This is a genomic window from Qipengyuania gaetbuli, assembly GCF_020171365.1.
GTDB lineage: Bacteria > Pseudomonadota > Alphaproteobacteria > Sphingomonadales > Sphingomonadaceae > Qipengyuania > Qipengyuania gaetbuli_B.
The window spans coordinates 1,433,571-1,455,086 of sequence record NZ_JAIUZO010000002.1 but is presented as its reverse complement, the minus strand read 5'-3'; the positions used below and the strand labels follow the sequence as shown (position 1 = coordinate 1,455,086).

The 21,516-nt window shown below is 64.6% G+C and carries 22 protein-coding genes; 7 read left to right on the top strand and 15 right to left on the bottom strand.

Annotated elements, in window-relative coordinates; genetic code table 11:
- Position 1 precedes the first annotated feature (1 nt).
- From queC to LCL94_RS13475, 6 genes are all read right to left on the bottom strand, one after another.
- Complete coding sequence (queC, locus tag LCL94_RS07800) at positions 2 to 718, bottom strand: 7-cyano-7-deazaguanine synthase QueC (protein ID WP_224831708.1); 717 nt, start codon at positions 716 to 718, stop codon at positions 2 to 4.
- 40 nt (positions 719 to 758) lie between these two features.
- Positions 759 to 1,175 carry a DUF3617 domain-containing protein gene (locus LCL94_RS07795; RefSeq protein ID WP_224831707.1) on the bottom strand — a complete coding sequence of 139 codons (417 nt, stop codon included), beginning with the start codon at positions 1,173 to 1,175 and terminating at the stop codon, positions 759 to 761.
- 119 nt (positions 1,176 to 1,294) lie between these two features.
- Positions 1,295 to 2,200, bottom strand: coding sequence for an Hsp33 family molecular chaperone HslO (locus LCL94_RS07790; RefSeq protein ID WP_224831706.1), 906 nt, complete (start codon positions 2,198 to 2,200; stop codon positions 1,295 to 1,297).
- A 38-nt stretch (positions 2,201 to 2,238) separates the two neighbouring features.
- Positions 2,239 to 3,210 carry an ornithine carbamoyltransferase gene (argF, locus tag LCL94_RS07785; RefSeq protein ID WP_224831705.1) on the bottom strand — a complete coding sequence of 324 codons (972 nt, stop codon included), beginning with the start codon at positions 3,208 to 3,210 and terminating at the stop codon, positions 2,239 to 2,241.
- A complete protein-coding gene (locus LCL94_RS07780; protein ID WP_224831704.1) occupies positions 3,210 to 4,400 on the bottom strand; it encodes an aspartate aminotransferase family protein in 1,191 nt (396 codons plus the stop codon). The genes argF and LCL94_RS07780 overlap by 1 nt, the downstream gene beginning before the upstream one ends.
- Before the next feature lie 131 nt (positions 4,401 to 4,531).
- Positions 4,532 to 5,296 (bottom strand): cold-shock protein, encoded by a 765-nt coding sequence (locus LCL94_RS13475; protein ID WP_318245571.1) that lies wholly within the window; start codon positions 5,294 to 5,296, stop codon positions 4,532 to 4,534.
- Positions 5,297 to 5,554: 258 nt separating this feature from the next.
- On the opposite strand from LCL94_RS13475, the gene LCL94_RS07765 reads away from it, so the two are divergent.
- Together LCL94_RS07765 and LCL94_RS07760 are read left to right on the top strand one after the other, a co-directional pair.
- Positions 5,555 to 6,373: a TerC family protein gene (locus tag LCL94_RS07765; RefSeq protein WP_224831703.1), complete on the top strand. Its 819-nt coding sequence runs from the start codon at positions 5,555 to 5,557 to the stop codon at positions 6,371 to 6,373.
- Positions 6,370 to 6,810, top strand: coding sequence for a TIGR01244 family sulfur transferase (locus LCL94_RS07760; RefSeq protein ID WP_224831702.1), 441 nt, complete (start codon positions 6,370 to 6,372; stop codon positions 6,808 to 6,810). Before LCL94_RS07765 ends, LCL94_RS07760 begins: the two co-directional genes overlap by 4 nt.
- Here LCL94_RS07760 and LCL94_RS07755 read toward each other — a convergent pair whose 3' ends face one another.
- On the bottom strand, positions 6,811 to 8,229 hold the full coding sequence (locus LCL94_RS07755; RefSeq protein ID WP_224831701.1) for an amidohydrolase: 1,419 nt from the start codon (positions 8,227 to 8,229) through the stop codon (positions 6,811 to 6,813).
- Between the two features lie 63 nt (positions 8,230 to 8,292).
- Between LCL94_RS07755 and LCL94_RS07750 the strand changes: the two genes are divergently transcribed.
- From LCL94_RS07750 to LCL94_RS07735, 4 genes are read left to right on the top strand one after another with little or no spacing between them, the layout of a single operon-like run.
- Complete coding sequence (locus tag LCL94_RS07750; protein ID WP_224831700.1) at positions 8,293 to 8,697, top strand: hypothetical protein; 405 nt, start codon at positions 8,293 to 8,295, stop codon at positions 8,695 to 8,697.
- 6 nt (positions 8,698 to 8,703) lie between these two features.
- Positions 8,704 to 9,642, top strand: a complete 939-nt coding sequence (locus LCL94_RS07745; RefSeq protein WP_224831699.1) for a sterol desaturase family protein — start codon at positions 8,704 to 8,706, stop codon at positions 9,640 to 9,642.
- 24 nt (positions 9,643 to 9,666) lie between these two features.
- A complete protein-coding gene (locus tag LCL94_RS07740; protein WP_224831698.1) occupies positions 9,667 to 11,253 on the top strand; it encodes a GMC family oxidoreductase in 1,587 nt (528 codons plus the stop codon).
- Positions 11,246 to 11,617: a YkvA family protein gene (locus tag LCL94_RS07735; RefSeq protein ID WP_224832680.1), complete on the top strand. Its 372-nt coding sequence runs from the start codon at positions 11,246 to 11,248 to the stop codon at positions 11,615 to 11,617. The genes LCL94_RS07740 and LCL94_RS07735 overlap by 8 nt, the downstream gene beginning before the upstream one ends.
- Here the strand turns inward: LCL94_RS07735 and LCL94_RS07730 are convergent.
- The 8 genes from LCL94_RS07730 to LCL94_RS07695 all read right to left on the bottom strand — a co-directional run bounded on the left by LCL94_RS07730 (position 11,614) and on the right by LCL94_RS07695 (position 20,773).
- Positions 11,614 to 12,138: a GNAT family N-acetyltransferase gene (locus LCL94_RS07730; protein ID WP_224831697.1), complete on the bottom strand. Its 525-nt coding sequence runs from the start codon at positions 12,136 to 12,138 to the stop codon at positions 11,614 to 11,616. The two genes, LCL94_RS07735 and LCL94_RS07730, sit on opposite strands and share 4 nt — an antisense overlap.
- Before the next feature lie 67 nt (positions 12,139 to 12,205).
- Positions 12,206 to 14,965, bottom strand: a complete 2,760-nt coding sequence (locus tag LCL94_RS07725; protein ID WP_224831696.1) for a TonB-dependent receptor plug domain-containing protein — start codon at positions 14,963 to 14,965, stop codon at positions 12,206 to 12,208.
- Between the two features lie 251 nt (positions 14,966 to 15,216).
- Complete coding sequence (locus LCL94_RS07720) at positions 15,217 to 16,557, bottom strand: ammonium transporter (RefSeq protein ID WP_224831695.1); 1,341 nt, start codon at positions 16,555 to 16,557, stop codon at positions 15,217 to 15,219.
- Positions 16,558 to 16,574: 17 nt separating this feature from the next.
- Positions 16,575 to 16,913, bottom strand: coding sequence for a P-II family nitrogen regulator (locus tag LCL94_RS07715; protein WP_224831694.1), 339 nt, complete (start codon positions 16,911 to 16,913; stop codon positions 16,575 to 16,577).
- A gap of 142 nt (positions 16,914 to 17,055) precedes the next feature.
- Positions 17,056 to 17,757, bottom strand: coding sequence for an endonuclease/exonuclease/phosphatase family protein (locus tag LCL94_RS07710; protein WP_224831693.1), 702 nt, complete (start codon positions 17,755 to 17,757; stop codon positions 17,056 to 17,058).
- Positions 17,758 to 17,764: 7 nt separating this feature from the next.
- A complete protein-coding gene (locus tag LCL94_RS07705; RefSeq protein WP_224831692.1) occupies positions 17,765 to 18,322 on the bottom strand; it encodes a pyridoxamine 5'-phosphate oxidase family protein in 558 nt (185 codons plus the stop codon).
- A complete protein-coding gene (locus LCL94_RS07700; RefSeq protein ID WP_224831691.1) occupies positions 18,322 to 19,191 on the bottom strand; it encodes an alpha/beta fold hydrolase in 870 nt (289 codons plus the stop codon). The genes LCL94_RS07705 and LCL94_RS07700 overlap by 1 nt, the downstream gene beginning before the upstream one ends.
- A 37-nt stretch (positions 19,192 to 19,228) precedes the next feature.
- Entirely contained in the window at positions 19,229 to 20,773 is a 1,545-nt protein-coding gene (locus LCL94_RS07695) for a peptide chain release factor 3 (protein ID WP_224831690.1), read from the bottom strand.
- A gap of 125 nt (positions 20,774 to 20,898) precedes the next feature.
- Between LCL94_RS07695 and LCL94_RS07690 the strand changes: the two genes are divergently transcribed.
- Positions 20,899 to 21,507 carry a hypothetical protein gene (locus LCL94_RS07690; RefSeq protein ID WP_224831689.1) on the top strand — a complete coding sequence of 203 codons (609 nt, stop codon included), beginning with the start codon at positions 20,899 to 20,901 and terminating at the stop codon, positions 21,505 to 21,507.
- Positions 21,508 to 21,516: the final 9 nt, after the last annotated feature.

Below are 21,516 nucleotides of genomic sequence, written 5' to 3'. Positions count from 1 at the left end.
CTCACTCCCTCAGTTCCGGCGCATCGGCCTTGTAGGCGGTCGTATCGACAAGACCCGCCTCGGCAAAGCCCTTTCGACGCAAGCGGCACGAGTCGCAGGCTCCGCACGCCAGTCCGTCGGGGCTTGGGTCGTAGCATGACCAGCTCCAGGACGGATCAAGACCGAGGCGGTGGCACTCGCGCGCGATGTCCGCCTTGGTCATATGCTGGAGCGGGGCGTGGATGTTGAAGGGCTTGCCCTCCACGCCCTGCTTGGTGCCGAGCCGTGCCGTTTCGGCAAAGCTGGCAATGAATTCGGGCCGGCAATCGGGATAGCCCGAGTAATCCAGGGCATTCACGCCGATGAAGATGTCGCTCGAGCCGGCGCTTTCGGCAAACGCGGTCGTCAGCGCAAGGAAGACGAGGTTGCGCGCGGGGACATAGGTGACCGGAATATCGTCACCGACGCCGGTTTTCGGCACATCGATATCGTCGGTCAGGGCCGAGCCGCCGAACTTCCTGAGATCGAGCGGCAGTTCGACATGACGCTCCGCGCCGAGACGCTCGGCAATCGCCCGGGCCGATTCAAGTTCGCGGCTGTGCCTTTGGCCATAATCGATGGTGAGCGCATGGACGGCAAAGCCGGCCTCCTGGGCCAGCGCGGCTGTTACCATGGAATCGAGGCCGCCCGACAGGAGCAGGACGGCCGCAGGTTTCGGCTGGGTGTCAGTTGCAGGCATGAGAGGGGCAGCTAACGGAGAGCCGCCGCCTCGGCAATGCTCACTTGCAGGCGCCGGTCCGGCGGGCTTCGGCAGAGAACTGGAACGGACGACCGTCGGCAATCCCCTGGCTGTCGATCTGGACCAGGCCGGACCCTTCCTTACGGATATTCGTGCGGCCGTAGCCATTGCCCGGACAGGTATACTGGACCGTCACCTCGTCCTTGCCATCTTCGACGACGAAGCGGTTGCACCCGCTCTCCGTATGGCGGAGCTGGATGAACTCGCGCCCGCTGCGCACGCACAGCTTGCGGCTGGGGCTGCCGTCACGAAAACGGACCTCCCATGCACCGCTATCGAGCGAGGCGAGCATGGCGAGCGAGGCCTGCGCCAGCGAAGGCGCAGCCAGGCCAAGCGCCGGCAGGGCGACAATCGCGCCCAGAACAGCCATGCGTTTGCGGGCCTTGAAAGGTCCCATGATCCACCTCGTCATCGTGCTCGCGAGCCGATTCGCTAGCATCAGTCTATGAACAATTCGCGCTGAACGGTTGTAGAACAGCGACATTCGGTTGTCGGTTCCGCCTCGACAGGCAGGATTTACGCTTCGATCGGGAACTTGCGCGAACAGAATGCGCAATCGACCATGATGATCCCGTCATCGTCGCGCATTTCGGCGCGATCCGCTTCGGGAAACTTCGCAAGTACCATTTCGTAATGCTCTTTCGAGCAGCGACAACCGCGGGTTACTTCGTGTCCCGCGATTATGCGTACTTCGTCTTCTTCATGGAACAGGCGCCAGACGATCGCTTCGAGCGAAAGTGCCTCGTCGAGCAGTTCGTCATGGCGGAGCGAGCCGCCCATGACAGCCACATGTTCCCACTCCGGATGGTCGAGCCGAGCGTGCAGCCGCTCGCGCCCTTCCTCGCCATCGGGCAGGTGCTGCAGGAGCATGCCTGCAGCAAGACTGCCGTTCTTGCCCGACCTGACGGCCGTGCGGATCAGCGTCGGCACCTGCTCGGACTGGAAGAAATAGCTCTGGCAGGCATCGGCCAGCGAATCGCCTTCGAGCGGCACGATCCCCTGATACCGCCCGCGCCCGTCGGCCATGTCGAAAGTGATCGCCAGATAGCCCTTCCCGAACAGGGCGAAGAGCGATGGATTGGCCCCCAGTTCTGCCAGCTTCGCCTCGTCGAAATCGACGTATCCGCGAAGCGCGCCCGCCTTGTAGTCGCAGACCAGCAGCCGGACCGCGCCGGCCTCGGTCTGCGCCTGCATCGTCACTTGCGATGCATCGTCCTTGAGCAGTCCGCCGATCAGCGTCGCCAGCACCAGCGCTTCTGCCAGCAGGTGCGTGACAGGGGCAGGATAGTCGTGCGCTCCGAGGATTTCGTCGAGCGTACGATCAAGGCGCACGACCCTGCCGCGCGCATTGCGCGAGGGGATGGCGAAAGCGAGCGTGCGACCGGCGAAGGTCTCTTCGGGTGAAGCGGGAATCTGCGTCATGGGCGCCATATGGGGCGGCATGCCCCGATTAACAGGGGTCAGTTGCCCGCGGCGAGCAGGCCGAAGCACCACAGCAGGACGGATTTCTGCGCGTGGATCCGGTTCTCGGCCTCGTCGAAGACGACCGATTGCGGGCTCTCGAACACGTCCTCGGTGACTTCCTCGCCGATATGCGCAGGCAGGCAATGGAGGAATTTCGCGTCCTGTGCGGCAAGTTGCATCAGGCGCTTGTCGACCTGGAACGGAGCCATCGCCGCCAGCTTGTTGTGCGCGTGCTGTTGGCCCATGGATACCCAAGTGTCGGTGACGACGATATCGGCGCCCCGCGCCGCTTCCTGCGCATCCTTGGTCAGCAGGACATTTGCACCTCCGGCGCGCGCCATCTCCACGAACTCGGCTTCGGGCTCGTAGCCCTGCGGCGTGCCGACCCGGACGTTGAACTTGAAGATACCGGCCGCTTCAAGGATCGAATGGAGCACGTTGTTGCCGTCGCCCAGCCATGCGAGCTCCAGCCCGGGCAGCGCCTTGCCGTGTTCCACCATGGTCAGCAGGTCGGCGACGATCTGGCAGGGATGCGACCGGTCGGTCAGCCCGTTGATCACCGGCACGTGGGCATAGTGCGCCAGTTCCTCGGCCTTGGCGTGATCGTCGGTACGGATCATGATCGCATCGACCATCCGGCTGAGCACCCGGGCAGTGTCGGCGATGCTTTCACCGCGCCCCAACTGGCTGGTGCCGGAATCGAGGATCAGCGCCGATCCGCCGAGCTGGCGCATCGCGATATCGAAACTCACCCGCGTACGGGTCGAATTCTTCTCGAAGATCATGCCGAGCACATGGCCCGCGAGCGGCGCGTCGCAATCGGGCTTGCCCTTGGGCCAGCCCGCCCGCGCCGCCTTGCGGTCCTGCGCATCGGCAAGCATGGCGGCAATCGCATTCCCGCCTGCGTCCGACAGGTCGAGGAAATTCCTCACTGCCGGCCCCAGGTCGAGTGCGCTGCCGCCTGCCATCAGGCGTCTTCCGGCTCGAAGCTCGCCGCGCCTGCGGAAAGCTTCTCGATGAATTCGTCGAATTCCGCATCGCCTGCCACCAGCGGGGGCAGGACGCGCAGCGTGTTGTCGCCGGCGGCCACCGTCAGCAGCTGGTGGTTGTCGCGCAGGTGGACGAAGAAGGGACGGCTTTCGACCTTCATCTTCAGGCCGAGCATCAGGCCCTTGCCGCGAACGAGCTCGAACAGGTCAGGATAATTGCCGATGAACTGTTCGAGACGGGCGCGCAGGCGCTCGCCCTTTTCGGTGACTTCGGCGAGGAATTCGTCATTCGCGACGGCATCCATGACCGCCATGCCGGCAGCCATCGCAAGCGGGTTGCCGCCATAGGTGGAACCATGCGTGCCGAAGCCCATGCCGCGCGCGGCCTTTTCGGTCGCGAGGCAGGCGCCCAGCGGGAAGCCGCCACCGATGCCCTTGGCGGTCGCCATGATGTCGGGCTCGATGCCGTAATGTTCGTAGCCGTAGAGCTTGCCGGTACGGGCAACGCCGCACTGCACCTCGTCGAGGACCAGCATCAGGTCGTGTTCGTCGCACAGGGCGCGCAGGCCATGCATGAACTCGTCCGAAGCGGGACGGATGCCGCCTTCGCCCTGGATCGGCTCGACGAGGAAACCGGCCGTCTTGTCGCTCATCAGCGCCTTGGCGCTGTCGAGATTGTCGAACTCGGCATATTTGAAGCCGGCCAGCATGGGGTAGAACCCCTTGTGCATCTTCTCCTGGTTGGACGCGCTGATGGTTGCCATCGTGCGGCCGTGGAAGGCGTTGGAGAAGGTGATCAGTTCGAAGCGGTCGGAATTGCCGTCCTCGTGCTGGTGATAGGCGCGCGCGGTCTTGATCGCGGCCTCGACCGCTTCCGCGCCCGAATTGGTGAAGAACACCGTATCCGCGAAGGTCGCATCGACCAGGCGCTGTGCCAGCGCCTCGCCCTGCGGGCTGCCGTAGAGGTTGGAGACGTGCATCAGCTTTTCGGCCTGGCGCTGGATGGCGCCGATCAGGCCGGCATGGCTGTGGCCGAGCAAATTGACCGCGATGCCGCTGGCGAAGTCGAGGTAGCGGGTGCCGTCCTCGTCGATCAGGTGGCAATGGTCGCCTTCGACGGGGCGCACGCCGCAACGGGGATAGACGGGCATCAACGGGGTAATCGACATGGGGCCTCCGGCACTCACGAAATTGAAACGACAAATGGCGGCCCCATCAGGGAACCGCCATCTGCGTGTTGATCGACGATCTATTGCCTCGCTCGCCGCGGGTCAAACCGGGCGGGAGGATTCCGGCGGAATTATTCCGCCGGGACGAGATTGACCGCCGAGTACTTGCCGCGTCGGTCGACCTCGAGATCGAACTCGTAGCGTTCGCCCTCGTTGATGGCGGACAGGCCCGAACGCTCGACCGCGCTGATGTGCACGAATGCGTCCGGCTGGCCATCGTCGCGGGTCAGGAAGCCGAAGCCCTTCATCGAATTGAAGAACTTGACGGTACCCGTCGCCTTTTCGCCGGTCAGTTCGCGGCGCGGTGCGGCGCTGCGCTGTTCGACTTCGATGACGTCACCGACGACCTGGAGATCCTGCGCCGACACCTTGCCGCCGCGATCCACCAAGTTGAATTCCAATTCCTGGCCTTCGGCAAGGCCTTCGAGGCCTGCGCGTTCGACAGCACTGATGTGGACGAAGATGTCTTCGCCGCCGGTTTCCTGCTGAATGAAGCCGAAGCCCTTCTGTGCGTTGAAGAACTTCACCGTACCCTTGCCGGTGCCGACGACCTGGGCGGGCATGCGATTTCCGCCGCCGCCACGCGGGCCGCCGCCGAAGCCGCCACCGCCACGGTTGCCGCCGCCGAAGCCGCCACGGTCACCGCCGCCGAAACCACCGCGGTCACCGCCGCCGTAGCCGCCGCGATCGCGGTCGCCACCGAATCGGTCGCCGCCGCCGAAGCCGCCGCCCTGCTGTTCGAAGCCACCCGGGGGGCCACCGAACGGATCGTAATTGTCTTCACCGAAACCGTCCCGCTTGTCCCGTCCGCGGCGCCGCCCTCTGTCGTAACCCATAACCCTCGAAATACCTTGTGCTCAGCCCGGTAGTCAGTGCGCCGGCACGAGGGCTGAAAGACGTGCCGAGCGCGGGCGGGCACGTGCGAAAACGCGCGAGACCTACCCCTCATGACCCTACGCATAGCGCGAAAGAACGCGACACGCGAATGTTTTAGCATTTGAGGCCCTTGTCGCGCACGATTGTGACATTTCCGCATGGCGCACTGCAGCAGCGTTTCGCTTGCATCAGGCCCGTTCCTTCGCCATCGCGCCCGCATGGATATCATAGCCCTGTTGAGCGATCCGGCTGCCTGGCTCGCCCTGCTCACGCTGATCGCGCTCGAAGTCGTCCTCGGGGTCGACAACCTCATCTTCATCGCGATCCTGTCGAACAAGCTGCCCGAACACCAGCAGCAGCGGGCCCGCAGGATCGGCCTGGCGCTGGCGCTGATCATGCGCATCGGCCTCCTCATGCTGATCGGCTGGCTGGTGACGCTCCAGACCCCGCTGTTCGACCTCGGCATCGTGGGCGCGGCAAACGAATACGGCGAGCCGAGTTTCGAAACGGCGTTTTCGGGCCGCGACCTGATCCTGCTGGCAGGCGGCTTCTTCCTGCTGTGGAAGGCCACCAAGGAAATCCACCACTCGATGGAGCCGGAAGACGATTCCGGCGACCTGCTCGACAAGACGCCGGGGGCCGGTGCTGCCGTGAAGGCGACATTCGGCGCGGTGATCGCGCAGATCGTGGCCATCGACCTCGTCTTCTCGGTCGATTCGATCCTCACCGCAGTCGGCATGACCGACGACATCCCGATCATGGTCACGGCCGTAGTCATCACCGTCGGCATCATGATGGTCGCCGCCGACCCGCTGGCGCGCTTCATCGAGAAGAACCCGACGCTGGTGATGCTGGCGCTGGCCTTCCTCGTGATGATCGGCCTCGTGCTGATCGCCGACGGCTTCGGCTTCCACGTGCCCAAGGGCTACATCTACGCCGCGATGGGCTTCTCGGTCGGTGTCGAAATCCTCAACATCGTCCAGCGCCGTCGCCGCACGCGGCTTGCTGCGGCCGCTAGCGAAGGGGGCGCGGCATGATCGATTTCCGCAAGGTCACCGATAGCTTCTACGCCAGTCCGCAGATCCAACCGGATGACGTCGCCACCGCCAAAGCGCTCGGCATCACGCTGATCGTCAACAATCGTCCGGAAGGCGAAGAACCCGGCCAGCCCGACGGTGCCGCAATCGAGGCTGCCGCTGCCGAGGCAGGCATCGGCTATCTCGCCATACCGATCCGGCCCGGCGGCTTCGGCCCGGCCGAAGTCGAGGCGCTGCAAGCCGCTCTCGACGAAAATGACGGGCCGATCCTCGGCTTCTGCAGGTCGGGCACGCGTTCCACATTCCTGTGGTCGCTTGCCCAGGCGGCTGCGGGCCGCGATCCCGCCGAAATCGCGGGCCTCGCCATGGTGGCCGGCTACGATGTCACGCCGCTCGCCCCGACGATCGAGGCATTGGCCGCCCGCGCGCGGAGCTGATTACTTGCGATAGTCGAGCGGCGGGGCGCGGTCGCCCACGAGCGAGACGTACTCGTAATCCTCGCCGCGCGATTCGACGAATTCGGCCCGCGCTGCCTCGCGCAGCTGCGGATTGGTGTAGAGTTCCGCCGCCATCAGCGTGAGCGCCTTGGCGGCAAGTTCCGCCCCCTTGTGCCCAATCGAATGGCCGCTTGCAGCGACTGCCTGCCAGCTATGCGCGCTGGTGCCCGGGACCCAGGTCGCCGTGCGCACTCCGACCGTGGGCGTGGCCCAGGACACATCGCCCACGTCGGTCGAGCCATAGCCCAGCGTCTTTTCGTAAGGCTGGACTTTGGCCGCTTCCTCGAGCGGCTTGGCATTGTCGCCGAAGCTGGCCGAGATCTTCTCCGCCCACGCCTTCTCTTCCGCCGTATACTCGATACCGCCGAGGCTGCGCAGCTTGGCGTCCATCACCCGCGCGAGCGTCTCGTTCACCAGCAGCGGGTTGTTGCCGTGGATGATCTCCCAGTCGACATCGGTACCCGTTCCCATCGCCGCGCCCTTGGCGGCGGCTTCGAGGCGGGTCCACAAGGCACGCACTTCGTCGGCATCGGAATGGCGGACGTAATAGAACACCTCCGCGAAATCGGGGATCACGTTCGGGGCCGCGCCGCCTTCCGTGATGACGTAGTGGATGCGCGTATCCATGCTGGTGTGCTCGCGCATCATGTTGACCATCATGTTCATCGCCTCGACCCCATCGAGCGCGCTGCGCCCGCGTTCGGGCGCGCCGGCCGCATGGGCAGAGACGCCGCGGAACCGGAACTTGGCCGAACGGTTGGCAAGGCTGGTGCGGGCAGCCGCGCTGTTCTCGTCGTCGGCGTGCCAGTGCAGCGCGATGTCGACATCCTCAAACAGTCCGGCGCGGGTCATGTAGACCTTGCCCGAGCCACCTTCCTCGGCAGGCGTGCCGTACAGCCGGATGCGACCGGGCGTGCCGGTCTTTTCCAGCCAGCGCTTGACCGCGATCGCCGCCGTCAGCGAACCCGCCCCGAACAGATTGTGCCCGCAGGCATGGCCGGCGCCGAGTTCCGACTGCTCGCGCGTGGGCGATGAGGTCTGGCTGATGCCCGGCAGCGCATCATATTCGGCCAGGATAGCGATGACCGGACCGCCCTTGCCCCATTCGGCCATGAAGGCGGTGGGGATGTCGGCAACGCCCGCTTCGACCTTGAAGCCTTCGCTCTGCAGCTCGTCCTGCAGCAGCCCGCTCGAGCGCGCTTCGAGATAGCCGAGTTCCGACCAGTCCCAGATCTGCTGGGCAACGCGGGCGGTGCGATCGCCTTGCGCATCCACCTCGGCGAGCGGGTCGGCGGTCTGGGCGGCGAGCGGCGCGGCAAGCATGGCGCTGGCGGCTGCAAAGAGAGCGATTCTGTTCATGGGCATCCTTTCCTTGGCTTGCTGCTTGCCGCAAACTTGCTGCCATGCCAATCCGTCCTTCCCATGGATTTGCCCCCCGCTCTCTTCCAGTTTCTCGGCTCACTCGTCGCCATCCTCGCGCTCGCTGCAATAGCGTGGGCGATAAAGCTCGGTCCCGAGCGGAGGCTCGAGTCGCGCGAAGAGGCACTGGAAGCGGCAGAGGAAGCGGTCAGCGGCTTCGGTGCCGTCGCTCTCGCGCTTGATGCCGATGGTCGCGGCGCGCTGCTGCGCGATGCACAGGGCCGCATCCTCCTGCTGCGCCCGCACGGCACGCATTTTGCGGGGCGTATCCTTACAGCCGCCGCCAGGGCCCGGCTCGAAGGCGATGCGCTGGTGATCGACACCGCCGAGAAGCGGTATGGCACTGCGCGGCTGCGCGTCGATGATGCCGATGCTTGGATGCAGGCGATCGAGGCGATAGAAGGCTGATCCGCCATGCCCGATTTCTCGCCCACCGAACTTGCCGTGCCCGGTTTCGTGGCCCTCGTCCTGATCGAGATGATCTGGGCCCGCCGCCGCAACCCGCGCGCCTATGAACCGAAGGACACGCTGACCAGCCTCGCCTTCGGCCTCGGCAGCACCGTTTCGGGACTGATCTTCGGCGGCGCTTTCCTCGCACTGTTCCTGTGGGCCTGGCAGTTCCGCCTGTTCGACGTGCCGTGGACTTGGTGGGCCTTTGCCCTGTGCTTCGTGCTCGACGACCTCGCCTATTACTGGGTGCACCGGTTCGGCCACCGGGTGCGCTGGTTCTGGGCGAGCCATGTGAACCACCATTCGAGCCAGCACTACAACCTCAGCACCGCACTGCGACAGACGTGGACCGGCTTCCTGACGCTGGGCTTCGCATTCAAGCTGCCGCTGGTGCTCATCGGCTTCCATCCCGGGATGATCGCCATCTGCGCCGGCTTCAACCTGATCTACCAATTCTGGATCCACACCGAAGCGATCGGGCGGATGCCGCGCTGGTTCGAGGCTGTGATGAACACGCCCAGCCACCACCGCGTCCACCATGCGACCAACCCGCGCTATCTCGACCGCAATTACGCCGGCGTCTTCATCGTCTGGGACAGGATGTTCGGCACGTTCGAGGCCGAAGTGGACGACGAGAAAATCCGTTACGGCATCGTCAAGCAACTCGGCAGCTTCAACCTGCTGTGGGCCGTGTTCCACGAATGGATCGGCATCGTGCAGGACATGTGGCGCGCGCCCTGGGGCAGCAAGCTCGGCTACCTGCTGCGCGAACCCGGCTGGACCCATGACGGCAGCCGCGAAACCTCCGACATGATCCGCCAGCGCTGGCTGGAACGGCAGGGCGAGCAGACAAAATCGGTTTCAACCGAAAACCCGATTGCGGGCGAGGCCGAGCCTGCCTAACCTCTCGAATCGAGAGGAGTACCCATGGACGAATTCGACGTAGTGGTTGTCGGTGGCGGCAGCGGCGGGAGCGCGGTTGCAGGCCGCCTCGCAGAAGCAGGAAAAAGCGTTTGCCTGCTCGAGGCTGGCGGGCGGAACGATGGCTTCAGGGTGACGATCCCGGGCATGCTCGCTTTCAGCACCGACAAGATCAATTACCGCTTCGAGACCGTCCCCCAGAAGGGCCTCAACGGCCGCATCGGCTACCAGCCGCGCGGCAAAGGGCTCGGCGGATCCTCCGCCATCAATGCCATGGTCTATATCCGCGGCCACCGCTGGGATTACGACAATTGGGCGAGCCTCGGCTGCACCGGCTGGGCCTATGACGACGTGCTGCCCTATTTCAAACGCGCCGAGCAGAACGAGCGCGGCGAGAATGCCTATCACGGCGCCGACGGGCCGCTGTTCGTGTCGGACCAGAAAACTCCCAATCCCGGCAGTCTCGCCTTCATCGAGGCGGCGAGCGAGCTGCAGCTTCCGCGCAATGCCGATTTCAATGGCGAAAAGCAGGAAGGCTTCGGCCTTTACCAGGTCACGCAAAAGGACGGCGAACGCTGGTCCGCAGCGCGCGCCTATGTCGAGCCGCTGCGCAGCAGCCGAAACCTCGACGTGCGCATCGGCGTGACCGTCCAGAAGCTGGAGATCGAGAACGGGCGGGTAACCGGCGTGACTTATTCGGTCGGCAAGCGCAGCCGCACCGTCAAGGCGCGCGGCGGCGTGGTGCTGAGCGCCGGCGCATTCAATTCGCCGCAGATCCTGATGCTTTCGGGCATCGGCCCCGGTGCGCATCTGAAAGAGCACGGGATCGATGTCGTGCTCGACAAAGCTGCGGTGGGCTCGGACCTGCAGGACCACCTCGATTACGTGTCGAGCTGGGAAAGCCCCAACCAGGACCTGCTGGGGGACAGCCTCAAGGGCACCATCCGCATGGCCAAGGGGCTGATCGAACACCGCCGTCACAAGACCGGGCCGTGGACCTCGCCCTATGCCGAGGCAGGCGGGTTCTGGACCGTCATGCCCGATGCACCTGCGCCCGACATCCAGTGGCATTTCGTGCCGGCGATGCTGGAAGACCACGGCCGCACCAAGGTGAAGGGTCATGGCTTCTCGCTCCATGCCTGTATCCTCAGGCCCGAAAGCCGCGGCACCGTCAGGCTGGGCAGCCGCAATGCTGCCGATGCGCCGGTGATCGATCCCAATTTCCTCGGCGAGGAACGCGACCTCGCGACCTTGCGCGAAGGCGTGCGCCTGTCGCACCGTATCGCGGGCTCGCCCTCGCTACAGGCGTTCGAGCCGCGCGACCGTTACCCCATCGACATCGACGACGATGCACAGCTGGACGAGCTGATCCGCAATCGCGCCGACACGGTCTACCACCCCGTCGGCACCTGCCGCATGGGCGCAGACGAGGACGCGGTGGTCGATCCGACCCTCAAGGCACGCGGTATCGACGGACTGTGGATCGCCGACGCCTCGATCATGCCGCGCCTCGTCTCGGGCAACACCAATGCGCCGAGCATCATGATCGGCGAACGCTGTGCCGATTTCGTGAAGGCGGCGCTGGCTGCCTAGCCTGCGCGACTGGGCAAAGGCGCTCAAGCGGGACACGCTCGCACTGTGGCTGGCGGCGCGCGACCATCGCACGCCGCTGGCCGCCAAGCTGCTTGCCGGGGCGGTGGCCGCTTACGCGCTGAGCCCGATCGACCTGATCCCCGACTTTATCCCGGTGCTGGGGCTGCTCGACGACCTGCTGATCGTCCCGGCGGGCATCTGGCTTGTGCTGAAGCTCATTCCCGCCCCGCTGATGGCAGAGTTACGCGAACGTGCAGGAAAGCTGGCGGAACGGCCCAATTCCATGGTCGGGCTGCTGCTCGTCCTAGCGATATGGTTCGCGCTGGCGGCGGTCGCAGGCCTGTACCTGATCCGCGAGGTCTAGAGCGCCTTCGCCATCGTCGCGAGCGGGACGGGCACGGCGCCATTGGTGTCGAACCATTCGCTCTCCACGACATAGCCGCAGCGCTCGTAGAACGGCTTGCCCGCCATGGTCGCGGCCATCTCGATTTCGCGGAAACCTTCCGCGCGCGCGGCTTCCTCGCCCGCTTCGAGGATCATTCGGCCCACCCCTTTGCGGATGTGATCGGGATGGGTGTACATCGCCCTGATCCGGGCGCGTTCGGTTGCCGGATCGAGCAGGCGCGGATCGCGGCCTGCCGAATGGTTGCCGCCGTATAGGGTGGCCCGGCGCGACCAGCCGCCGCAGCCCGCCAAGGCATCGCCTTCCTCGACGCAGAAATAGGTCCCATCCTCGATCAGCACGCGGTCGAGGCCCATGCCCGCCTTGGACGCCTGCACCTGCTCGGGCGTCAGATAGCCGTGTTGCAATTCCTCGATCGAACGCTCCATGAGGCTGCTGATCGCATCGATATCGTCGAGCGTAGCAAGGCGGATCGTCAGCATGGAATTCTCCAATTGAAAAGGGGCGACCTTGCGGCCGCCCCTTTCCTCTCCCCAGACTGTTATGCGCTTACCACTGGAAGCGGGCGCGCAGGTAGTAGCTGCCGCCGTTGAAGCCGAACGGCGAACGCTCCCCGTACTTGGCCCCGACGATGCCCGAATACGGGTTCTCGATCGGGTAGTTGTCGAACACGTTCTGCGCGCCGACTGCCAGTTCGAGGCCATCGAACGCTTCGTAGGCCAGTTCGGCATCGAAGGTCAGTTCGGCATTGGCATCGATCGGCAGCGTTTCGTCTTCGAGGTGGGCCTCGTAGTAGCTGCCGAAATAGTTGGCCCGCACGAAGCCGCGGAAACGGCCCTGTTCGTGGGTGATGTTGAGGAAGCCCTTCCACTTGGGCAGGCCTTCTTCGAGCTGGCGGACACGGGTCGCCGAGATGGTCTGGCCAACGTCGGTGACTTCGGTCTCGGTGTAGTTGATTGCCAGCGTGGCACGCGTGGTGCCGCCCTCGATCGGATAGAACCGGGCGTTGGCAACGAAGTCGAGACCCTGCGTGCGGGTGTCGAAGTCATTGTTGAAGAAGGTGAAGGCCACCAGGTCTTCAAAGCCGGTGAAGTCGTTCCGGTCGATCACGCCTGCCGCGTCGAGCTGCGTGAGCAGTTCGGCCGGGGTCGGCGTGAAGCTTGCCGTGCAATTGTTCGCCACGTTCTCGCGATCGGCCAGGTAGCAAAGCGCTGCCGGGAAATCGATCGTCGAGGAACGCGAGATGCGGTCCTTCAGCTTGATGTTGAAGTAGTCGAGCGTGACCGAGAAATCGCCCATGTCACCCGCGATACCCAGCGTGAAGCTGTCGGCCTTTTCGGGCCCGAGGGTCGGGCGGTCGAGGCCGAGACCGCCATTGGCGACGGTATCCGCGATGTAGTCCGAAGCGATCAGGCCCGCGGGGCTGAAGAGCGGGAAGGTGCCTTCATCCTGCAGCTGGCCGTTCGAGAACTGGGTGGTCACGTTGATGACGTTCGCCTGGCCCGCGGTCGGGACGTGGAAGCCGGTCGAATAGGTACCGCGAATGCGCCATGCGTCCGAGACCTTGAACAGGCCGCCCAGCTTCCAGGTCAGCGTATCGCCGAAGCTCTTGGTGTCCTCGTATCGAACCGCACCCTGCAGGGTCAGCGCGTCGATGAGGTCGGCTTCGATGTCGATGTAAGCTGCCTTGTTGTCTTCCTTGCTGGTGCCCGCCGCATTGGTGGCGAAGCCCGGGAAGCCGTTGGAGCTGGTCGAGAAACCCTGGCCCGTCGGGTAGGCAGCCGTCGGCTGGGCAAGCGGGCCCAGTTCGAACGAAGCCGCATCGCCGGCAGTGATGCCGAATTCCTCGTCGCGATATTCCGCACCGGCCGCGACATAGACGCTGCCGCCGCCGACCGGGATTTCATAGCCGAGGTCGAGGTTGATCACGTTCTCGGTCTGCGAATAGCCGCCCGGGTTGAATTCGGTCGGCGTGTTCGGGCCAAGCGAAGCGTTGACCGTGTTGCGGATCGCAAAGGACGACTTGTTGCGCCCGTGACGATAGCTGAGGTCGAAATCGAGCCCGCCAAGGATCTGCCCGCGGATACCGGCTGCAATCGAGTAGTCCTCGATATCGCCGCCGAAGCGCGGGGTGAAGCCGCCCGGGAACAGTTCGACGAAGCTGAAGCAGTTCGCATCGGCGCTGACCTGAGCCAGGATCGTCGGATCGGGGATCAGGCCGCCCTGCGTCAGCGGGATACCCGCCGGGCAGTCGCCCGCAGTGGTGTTCGAAAGGTCACCCACGAGGACCGAAGGCACACCGCCTGCCGAAGCGGCGAGCGGCTGGCCGGTGGCCGGATCGACCGTCGGACCGGCATAGACGCCGCCGCGATTGGTCGGGTTGCGGAAGAAGAACCCGCCATCGACGTTACGCTCGGCATAGTTGCCGAATGCGTAGAGTTCGATCGCATCGGTCAGGTCGACGCCGAAGTTGGCGAAGATCTTGAAGTCGTCGTTGACGTTTGGCTGGCCCCAGATCTGGGCCGGGTCGGCAACGGCGGTGTTGCCGGCAGCGATCAGGGCTGCGGCATCGTCGCGCTGGACGGAACGCACAGTTGCGTCCTGTTCGCCATATTCGGCCGACAGGTTGAGGAAGCCGGTCGAGCCCAGCGGAACGCCGACATTGGCAGCGATGGTGTAAGTGTCACCGTCACCTTCGTAGGTTTCACCCCACTGGCCGGAAATCGTGCCGCCTTCGGGGCTGTCCTTGAGGATGAAGTTCAGCACGCCTGCGATGGCGTCCGAACCGTATTGCGAGGATGCACCGTCGCGCAGGACTTCGAGCTGCTTGATGGCGATCGACGGGATGACCGAGATGTCGGGGCCCTGCGAGCCATCCGAGATGCCGCCGCCGAGGAAGGCGATGACAGCGGCGCGGTGCTGGCGCTTGCCGTTGACAAGGACGAGGGTGTTGTCGGGCGAAAGGCCGCGAAGGTTGGCCGGACGCACCAGCGTCGCCGCGTCGGAGATCGGCTGGGTGCCGACGTTGAAGGAGGGAACCGAAACGCGAAGGACGTTGCCGATGTCGCTATCGGCGTTGTTCGACAGCTCGGCTGCGGAAACGATATCGACCGGCGCGACGGTGTCAGCGGCCGAGCGGTCGGACTGGCGGGTACCGGTCACGATGATGGCCGGCGCATCCGAAACCGAGTCCGTGCGGATCTGCGTCTGGGCGTCCTGCGCAGCGGCCGGGACCGCCATCGCGATGCCTGCGGCACCGCTCAGGAACGCGGCGCGCGTGCGAAATTGGGAACGGGTTTTCCGTAGCATATTTTCCCTCCTCCTGTTGTCGGCGGCAATTCGTGTTGCCGCGATGCACGCCGGTCTATTGCGAATTTTTTACAATTGCAACGAAACGCCCGCAACAAACGGGAAAACCGTGTGGCCTTTGCGCAACAAAAAAAGGCCGGAACCCGCGGGCTCCGGCCTGTGGCTAGTCTTGTGTTCGCAGGAGGAACATCGGTGGGCGGGGCCGCCCGGGGAGAGAGAGGAGAGAGTGGGCGGCCCCGCCAAGTCGGTTGTCAGTTGTAGGCGCGCTCCCCGTGTTCGGAGATGTCGAGCCCGTTGACCTCGTCTTCCTCGGTCACCCGGAGGCCGATTGCAGTCTTGACGATCAGGCCGGCGATGAGCGTGCCGATACCTGCCCAGGCGATGGTGACGATGACGCTGAAGACCTGCACGCCGAGCTGCGCACCGAGCGCGGTCGAGCCGTCGCCGGGGCCGCCGAGGAACGGCTGGTAGACCACGGCCGTGCCGATGGCGCCGACGATGCCGCCGATGCCGTGGATGCCGAATGCATCGAGGCTGTCGTCATAGCCGAACTTGGCCTTCACCTTGGCAACGAAGAAGTAGCAGACCGCCGAGGCGAGGATGCCGAGCAGGATCGCGCCGAAGGGGCCCGAGTTGCCGGCTGCCGGGGTGACGGCGACGAGGCCGGCGATCACGCCCGAACAGAAGCCCAGGGCCGAACCCTTGTGACCGGCCATCCGCTCGATCACCATCCAGGTCAGAGCACCTGCCGCCGTGGCGACGAAGGTGTTGATCATGGCGAGACCGGCCGAACCGTCGGCTTCGAGTGCCGAACCGGCGTTGAAGCCGAACCAGCCCACCCACAGCAGGCCCGTGCCGACCATGGTCAGCGTCAGGCTGTGCGGCATCATGGGCTCCTGCGGCCAGCCGCGGCGCTTGCCGAGCAGGTAGGCAAGGACGAGGCCCGAGACACCGGCGTTGATGTGCACCACGGTACCGCCGGCGAAGTCGAGCGCGCCGTCTTCGAACAGCAGGCCGCCGCCGGCCCAGACCATGTGGGCGATCGGGAAATAGACGATGGTCAGCCAGATCGGCACGAACAGCATGACGGCGTTGAACTTCATGCGCTCTGCCGTCGCGCCCAGGATCAGCGCCGCGGTGATGGCCGCAAAGGTCATCTGGAAGCTGATGAAGACGTACTTGCTGATCACCTCGTCGGTGAAGGTTGCAGCGGTGCTGGACGCATCGGTGCCGGCAAGGAAGTAGCTGCCCCCGCTGACGAACAGGCCCAGGGTGCCTTCATAAGTGGTGTCGCCGAAGGCGAGCGAATAGCCCCACATCACCCAGATGATCATCGCCAGAGCGGCGGTGGCGCCGATCTGGGTCATGGTCGAGAGCATGTTCTTCGAGCGGGTCAGGCCGCCGTAGAAGAGCGTCAGGCCGGGGATGATCATCAGCATGACGAGGACCGTTGCGGTCATCATCCAGGCATTGTTGCCAGGGTTGGGAACGGCAGCGGCAGCTTCTGCGGCCTCCTGCGCGAAAGCTGCCGTGGAGGCAGTGAGGGAAGCTCCGAGCACGGCGGCACCGGAGAGGAACTTACGCATGGTCATGAGTGTCTCCTTGCGGCTCACAGCGCGGTTTCGCCGGTTTCGCCGGTGCGGATGCGAGTGACTTCGGCGAGATCGAGAACGAAGATCTTCCCGTCGCCGATGGCTTCGGTGCTGGCGGTCTGCTGGATCGTCTCGATCACCTGCGGTGCGAGACTGTCCGCGACGGCGATTTCCAGTTTCACCTTGGGAAGCATGTTGGTGGAATATTCGGCACCGCGATAAATCTCGGTCTGCCCCTTCTGGCGTCCGAAGCCTTTCACCTCGGACACGGTCATCCCCGCCACTCCAATGCCGCCGAGGGCTTCGCGCACCTCGTCGAGCTTGAACGGCTTGATGACTGCGATGATGTATTTCACGCGTTCACCCCTCTGGCTGCGCACCGGCCAAGCACCGGCGTTCGCACATGCAGCACGAAGCGTGCCAAATTGCACAGAGAGGGGAACATAGACGCAGAACCGTGCGCCCGGTGCGCCGGCTGCCTAATTTATGTGCGCGTGGCTATTTTTTGTGCAATTCGAGCGTTGCCACGACCGGCAAATGGTCGGAAGCGACGGCCGAAAGGGCCGTGTGGTGCACTTCGGACGAAATGCAGCGCCAGTGCTTGCTGGCGACGATCCGGTCGAGCGTGGCGACGGGCTGGCGACTGGGGTAGCTGCGCCCGGGGGTCACGACCATCCAGTCCTTGGTGAATTCGCGCATGGCGCCGGTGGCTCGGCCCCACTGGTTGAAATCGCCCATGATGACGGTCGGCAAATTGCGCTCGCAGGCCTCGACATGGCCGAGCAGCGAGCGGATCTGTTCGCGGCGGCGAAGCCCTGACAGGTCGAGATGCGTGCCGATCACGCGGATCGCATGGCCTTCGACAAGGATTTCTCCGCTCGCGGCGCCGCGTGGTTCCAGTGTCGGCAGGTCGAGCGCCTCCCCTTCGCTCACTTCCAGGTCGCGGCGCACCAGCAGTGCATTGCCGTGCCAGCCGATGCTGCGCGGCCTGCGCGCGACCTCGACGACGCGCCAGTGGGTATCGTCCAGCTCGGCACGCGGGATGGTCGTCGCCCTGTCGCCGATGCGCCGGTCGACTTCCTGCAGCGCGATGATGTCGGCATCGATTTCATGCAGGACCGTGAGAATGCGGTCGGGATCGCGCTTGCGATCGAGGCCGACGGCCTTGTGGATGTTGTAGCTGGCGAAGGTGAGCCGCACTGCCGTTCTATTCGCCTGAAATGTAGCGGTCGGTCGTACGCACTTCGATTCCGTCGATGCTCCGGTCGCGGCCTTTTGCCCGTGCGAGCCATTCTTCGGGATCGGACTGCGCATGCGCCTTCTTCAGCGTGGCACGCTCGTCCGTGAACTCCATGAAGGGCACGCCCCAGCCGCAGCTGGTCTGCACGCTTTCGACCGCGATATCGAAGATTTGCCGCGTGCCCGGCAACAAATCGAAATGCGCGGACAGCTCCGCCCAGTCCGCATCCTGCGGCAGGACCGCGCGGCCCGTACCGTAGAGCCGCAGGATCAACGCAGGCCGGTCGAAATTGCAGAACATGACGGTAATGCGCCCATCCTTCGACAGATGCGCGTGGGTCTCGTTGCCCGAGCCGGCAAGGTCGAGATAGGCGACGCGCCGCGGGCCGAGCACGCGGAAAGCATCGTAGCCCTTCGGGCTCAGGTTGATGCGGGCATCTTCGGCAGCGGTGGCGACAAAGAAGACCGGCTGCTTGCCGATCATGGCGATGTGCTTGTCGTCCAGCGCGTCGAAGAAGTCGGCCACTAGAGAAACTCTCCCAGCGTCGCCATGAAGCGGTCGAACTGGTCGTGGTGCAGCCAGTGGCCTGCGTTCTCGAACTCGATCACCCGCGCATTGGCGAAATGGTCGAGCCTGCCATCACCTTCCGGATTGGAAGCCCAGCTGTCCGCGCCATACAGCAGCAGCGTGGGCGCCTTGATCGCCGCCCAGGTCTGGTGGAGGAACTCGTCGGCGATATCCTCCACCGGCCAGACGTTAAGGTGCGGATCGAACTTCCAGCTGTAGGTGCCGTCCTCGTTGCGGTTGACCCCGTGGATGGTGAGATGGCGCGCCTGCTCCTCGGTGAGGTAGCTGTTTTCCTCGATCATGCGGGCGAAGGCCGTCTCGATGCTCTCGTACTTGCGCGGGATGCGGCCGGAGGCGCGGCGCTTCTGCCCGATCCATTCGGCCATGCGTTCGGGATAGGGGCGCTCGCGCATTTCGGCCTGCCGCTTGGGGCTCGGCCCGAGCCCTTCGATCGCGACGATCTTGGTGACCATGTCGGGAAAGGTGCCGGCATAGCGCAGCGAGACATTGCCGCCCATCGAGTGGCTGACGATCGTCACCGGTCCGACGCCCAGCTGGTGGACGAGCTGTGCAAGGTCGTAGACCATGTCGTTCACGTGGTAATTGCCGTCGCTGACCCAGTCGGAATCGCCGTGACCGCGGTGGTCCATGGCGACGACGTGCCAGTCCTGGCGCAATTCCTCTGCCACCCAGTCCCAGCTGCGGGCATGGTCGCGCCCGCCATGGACGAGCACCAGCGGCGGCTTGCCGCGGTTGCCCCAGTCGAGATAGTTGAGCCGCAGGCGCTGCGAAATGAAGGTCTGCGAAGTCGGTCCGGTGAGCGTCATGCAGGCGCTTTGCAACGCCTCCACAATTGATTCAACCTCACCTTTCCTTCGTGGCCGAGAAAACCAGCTCCGGATTCTTCTCCTGCTGGTAGCTCACGTCCCACGGGCTCTTGGCCATGAAAACGAGATCGCCGTCGCGGTCCTTGGCCAGATTGGCGCGGTTGAATTTCTCGAATTCGTCCATCGCCCTGGCATCGCCCCTGAGCCAGCGGGCAGTGGCGAAGGGAGAGGCTTCGAGGCGTGCCTCGACCTTGTATTCCGCTTCGAGCCGGCTGATCAGCACTTCGAGCTGGAGCTGCCCGACCACGCCGACGATCCACTGGCCGCCGATTTCGGGATAGAAGACCTGGATCACGCCTTCTTCGGACAAATCGTCCAGCGCCTTGCGCAATTGCTTGGTCTTGGTCGGGTCTTCCAGCTGGACGCGGCGCAGGATTTCGGGCGCGAAATTGGGCAGGCCGGTGAAGCGGATCTGGTTCTTTTCCGACAAGGTGTCGCCGACCCGCAGCGTGCCGTGGTTGGGAATGCCGATGATGTCGCCGGCCTGCGCCGTGTCCGCCAATTCGCGGTCCTGCGCGAAGAACAGGATGGGCGAGTGGATCGCGATCGGCTTGCCGAGGCCGGACGGGGTCAGCTTCATGCCGCGCTTGAAGGTGCCCGAGACCTGCCGCATGAAAGCGATACGGTCGCGGTGGTTGGGGTCCATGTTGGCCTGCACCTTGAAGATAAAGCCGGTGACCTCGTCGCGGTCGGGCGAAATCTGCTCTTCGCCGGCGGGCTGCGGGCGCGGCGGCGGGGCGTATTTCGCAATCGCCTCGATCAGTTCGGTTACCCCGAAGTTCTTCAGCGCCGAGCCGAAATAGACCGGCGTCATGTCGCCGCTGCGATAAGCGTCGAGATCGAATTCGGGATAGCCGATCTGCGCCAGCTCGACATTCTCGGCGATCGCGTCGGGCAGGTCGAACCCGGCCACCCGCTTGCCCTTGAATTCCTTCGACGGGCCTTCGGGCACAACCACTTCGCCGCTGGCGAAATCGAGGATGCCCTGGAATTCCCCGCCCATGCCGACCGGGTACATCTGAGGAGACACGTCGAGCGCGAGCATGTCGGCGATCTCGTCGAGCAGTTCGAATACCGGCCGCCCTTCGCGGTCGACCTTGTTGACGAAGGTAATGATCGGCACGCTGCGCAAGCGGCAGACCTCGAACAGCTTGCGCGTCTGCGGCTCGATACCCTTGGCCGCGTCGATCACCATGATGGCGGAATCGACCGCGGTGAGCGTGCGGTAGGTGTCTTCGGAGAAGTCCTCGTGCCCCGGCGTGTCGAGCAGGTTGAAGGTTATGCCGTCACGCTCGAAGGTCATCACGCTGGAAGTGACCGAGATCCCGCGCTGCTGTTCGATCTTCATCCAGTCCGAACGCGCACGCCGCGCCGCCCCGCGCGCCTTGACCTCGCCGGCAAGGTGGATCGCGCCGCCGGTCAGCAGCAGCTTCTCGGTCAGCGTGGTCTTGCCCGCGTCAGGGTGCGAGATGATCGCGAAAGTGCGGCGGGACTGGGTGGTATCGGTATTCGCTTGCGCCATGCGCCGCCCGCTAGACCGCAAGCGCCCCCGCGTCCACCGCTAACCGCGCCGCCCCGAGGGGCGCGCTTTAAGTGAATGGAAACACTCTGCATTTATAACAGGCGATAATATTCGGGGGAATTACAATGAGCCTGTTCAAGTCAATACTCGCCCTGTTCATGGCTGTTTCGCTGGCCGCTTGCGGTGCATCGGGCGATTATTACGAAAAGCCGCCGGCCGAAGTCGCCAAGGCGATCAAGGGCGCGTACCTGCCGACCCACGTGCTCGGCAGCCAGATCAAGCGCAGCCGCGTGACGCAGCCTTCGCCCGATACCGTGGTCACCACATTGCTGGGCGCTGGCGGGCGCGAGATGATGCATTTCGTCACCACGATTACGCCGGACGGGTCGGGCAGCCGTGTCTCCACCGAACTCAGCATCCCGGAAGGCGTGAAGGACCGGCTCGACGAAGCCGTGTCGAAGGACCCGATGGCAGCGCATGCGATGGGCGTCATGCAGATGCTGGCCAAGGAACACGTCGCCGCCGCGATCGAGGGGCGCCCCTTCGACATGACGCTGGGCAATCCCAACGCCAAGGCCGCCATGGCGATGAACCCTGAAATGAAGCAGCATGTCGATGCCGCCAATGCCGCCGCCGCCGACATGGCGCGCTACGAACAGCAGGCGGATTTCGAAAGCAGCTACGGCAGCGAATGGGGCGAAAGCAGCGATTCGGGCGCAGGCTGGGGCAACTGACCCCGGCCC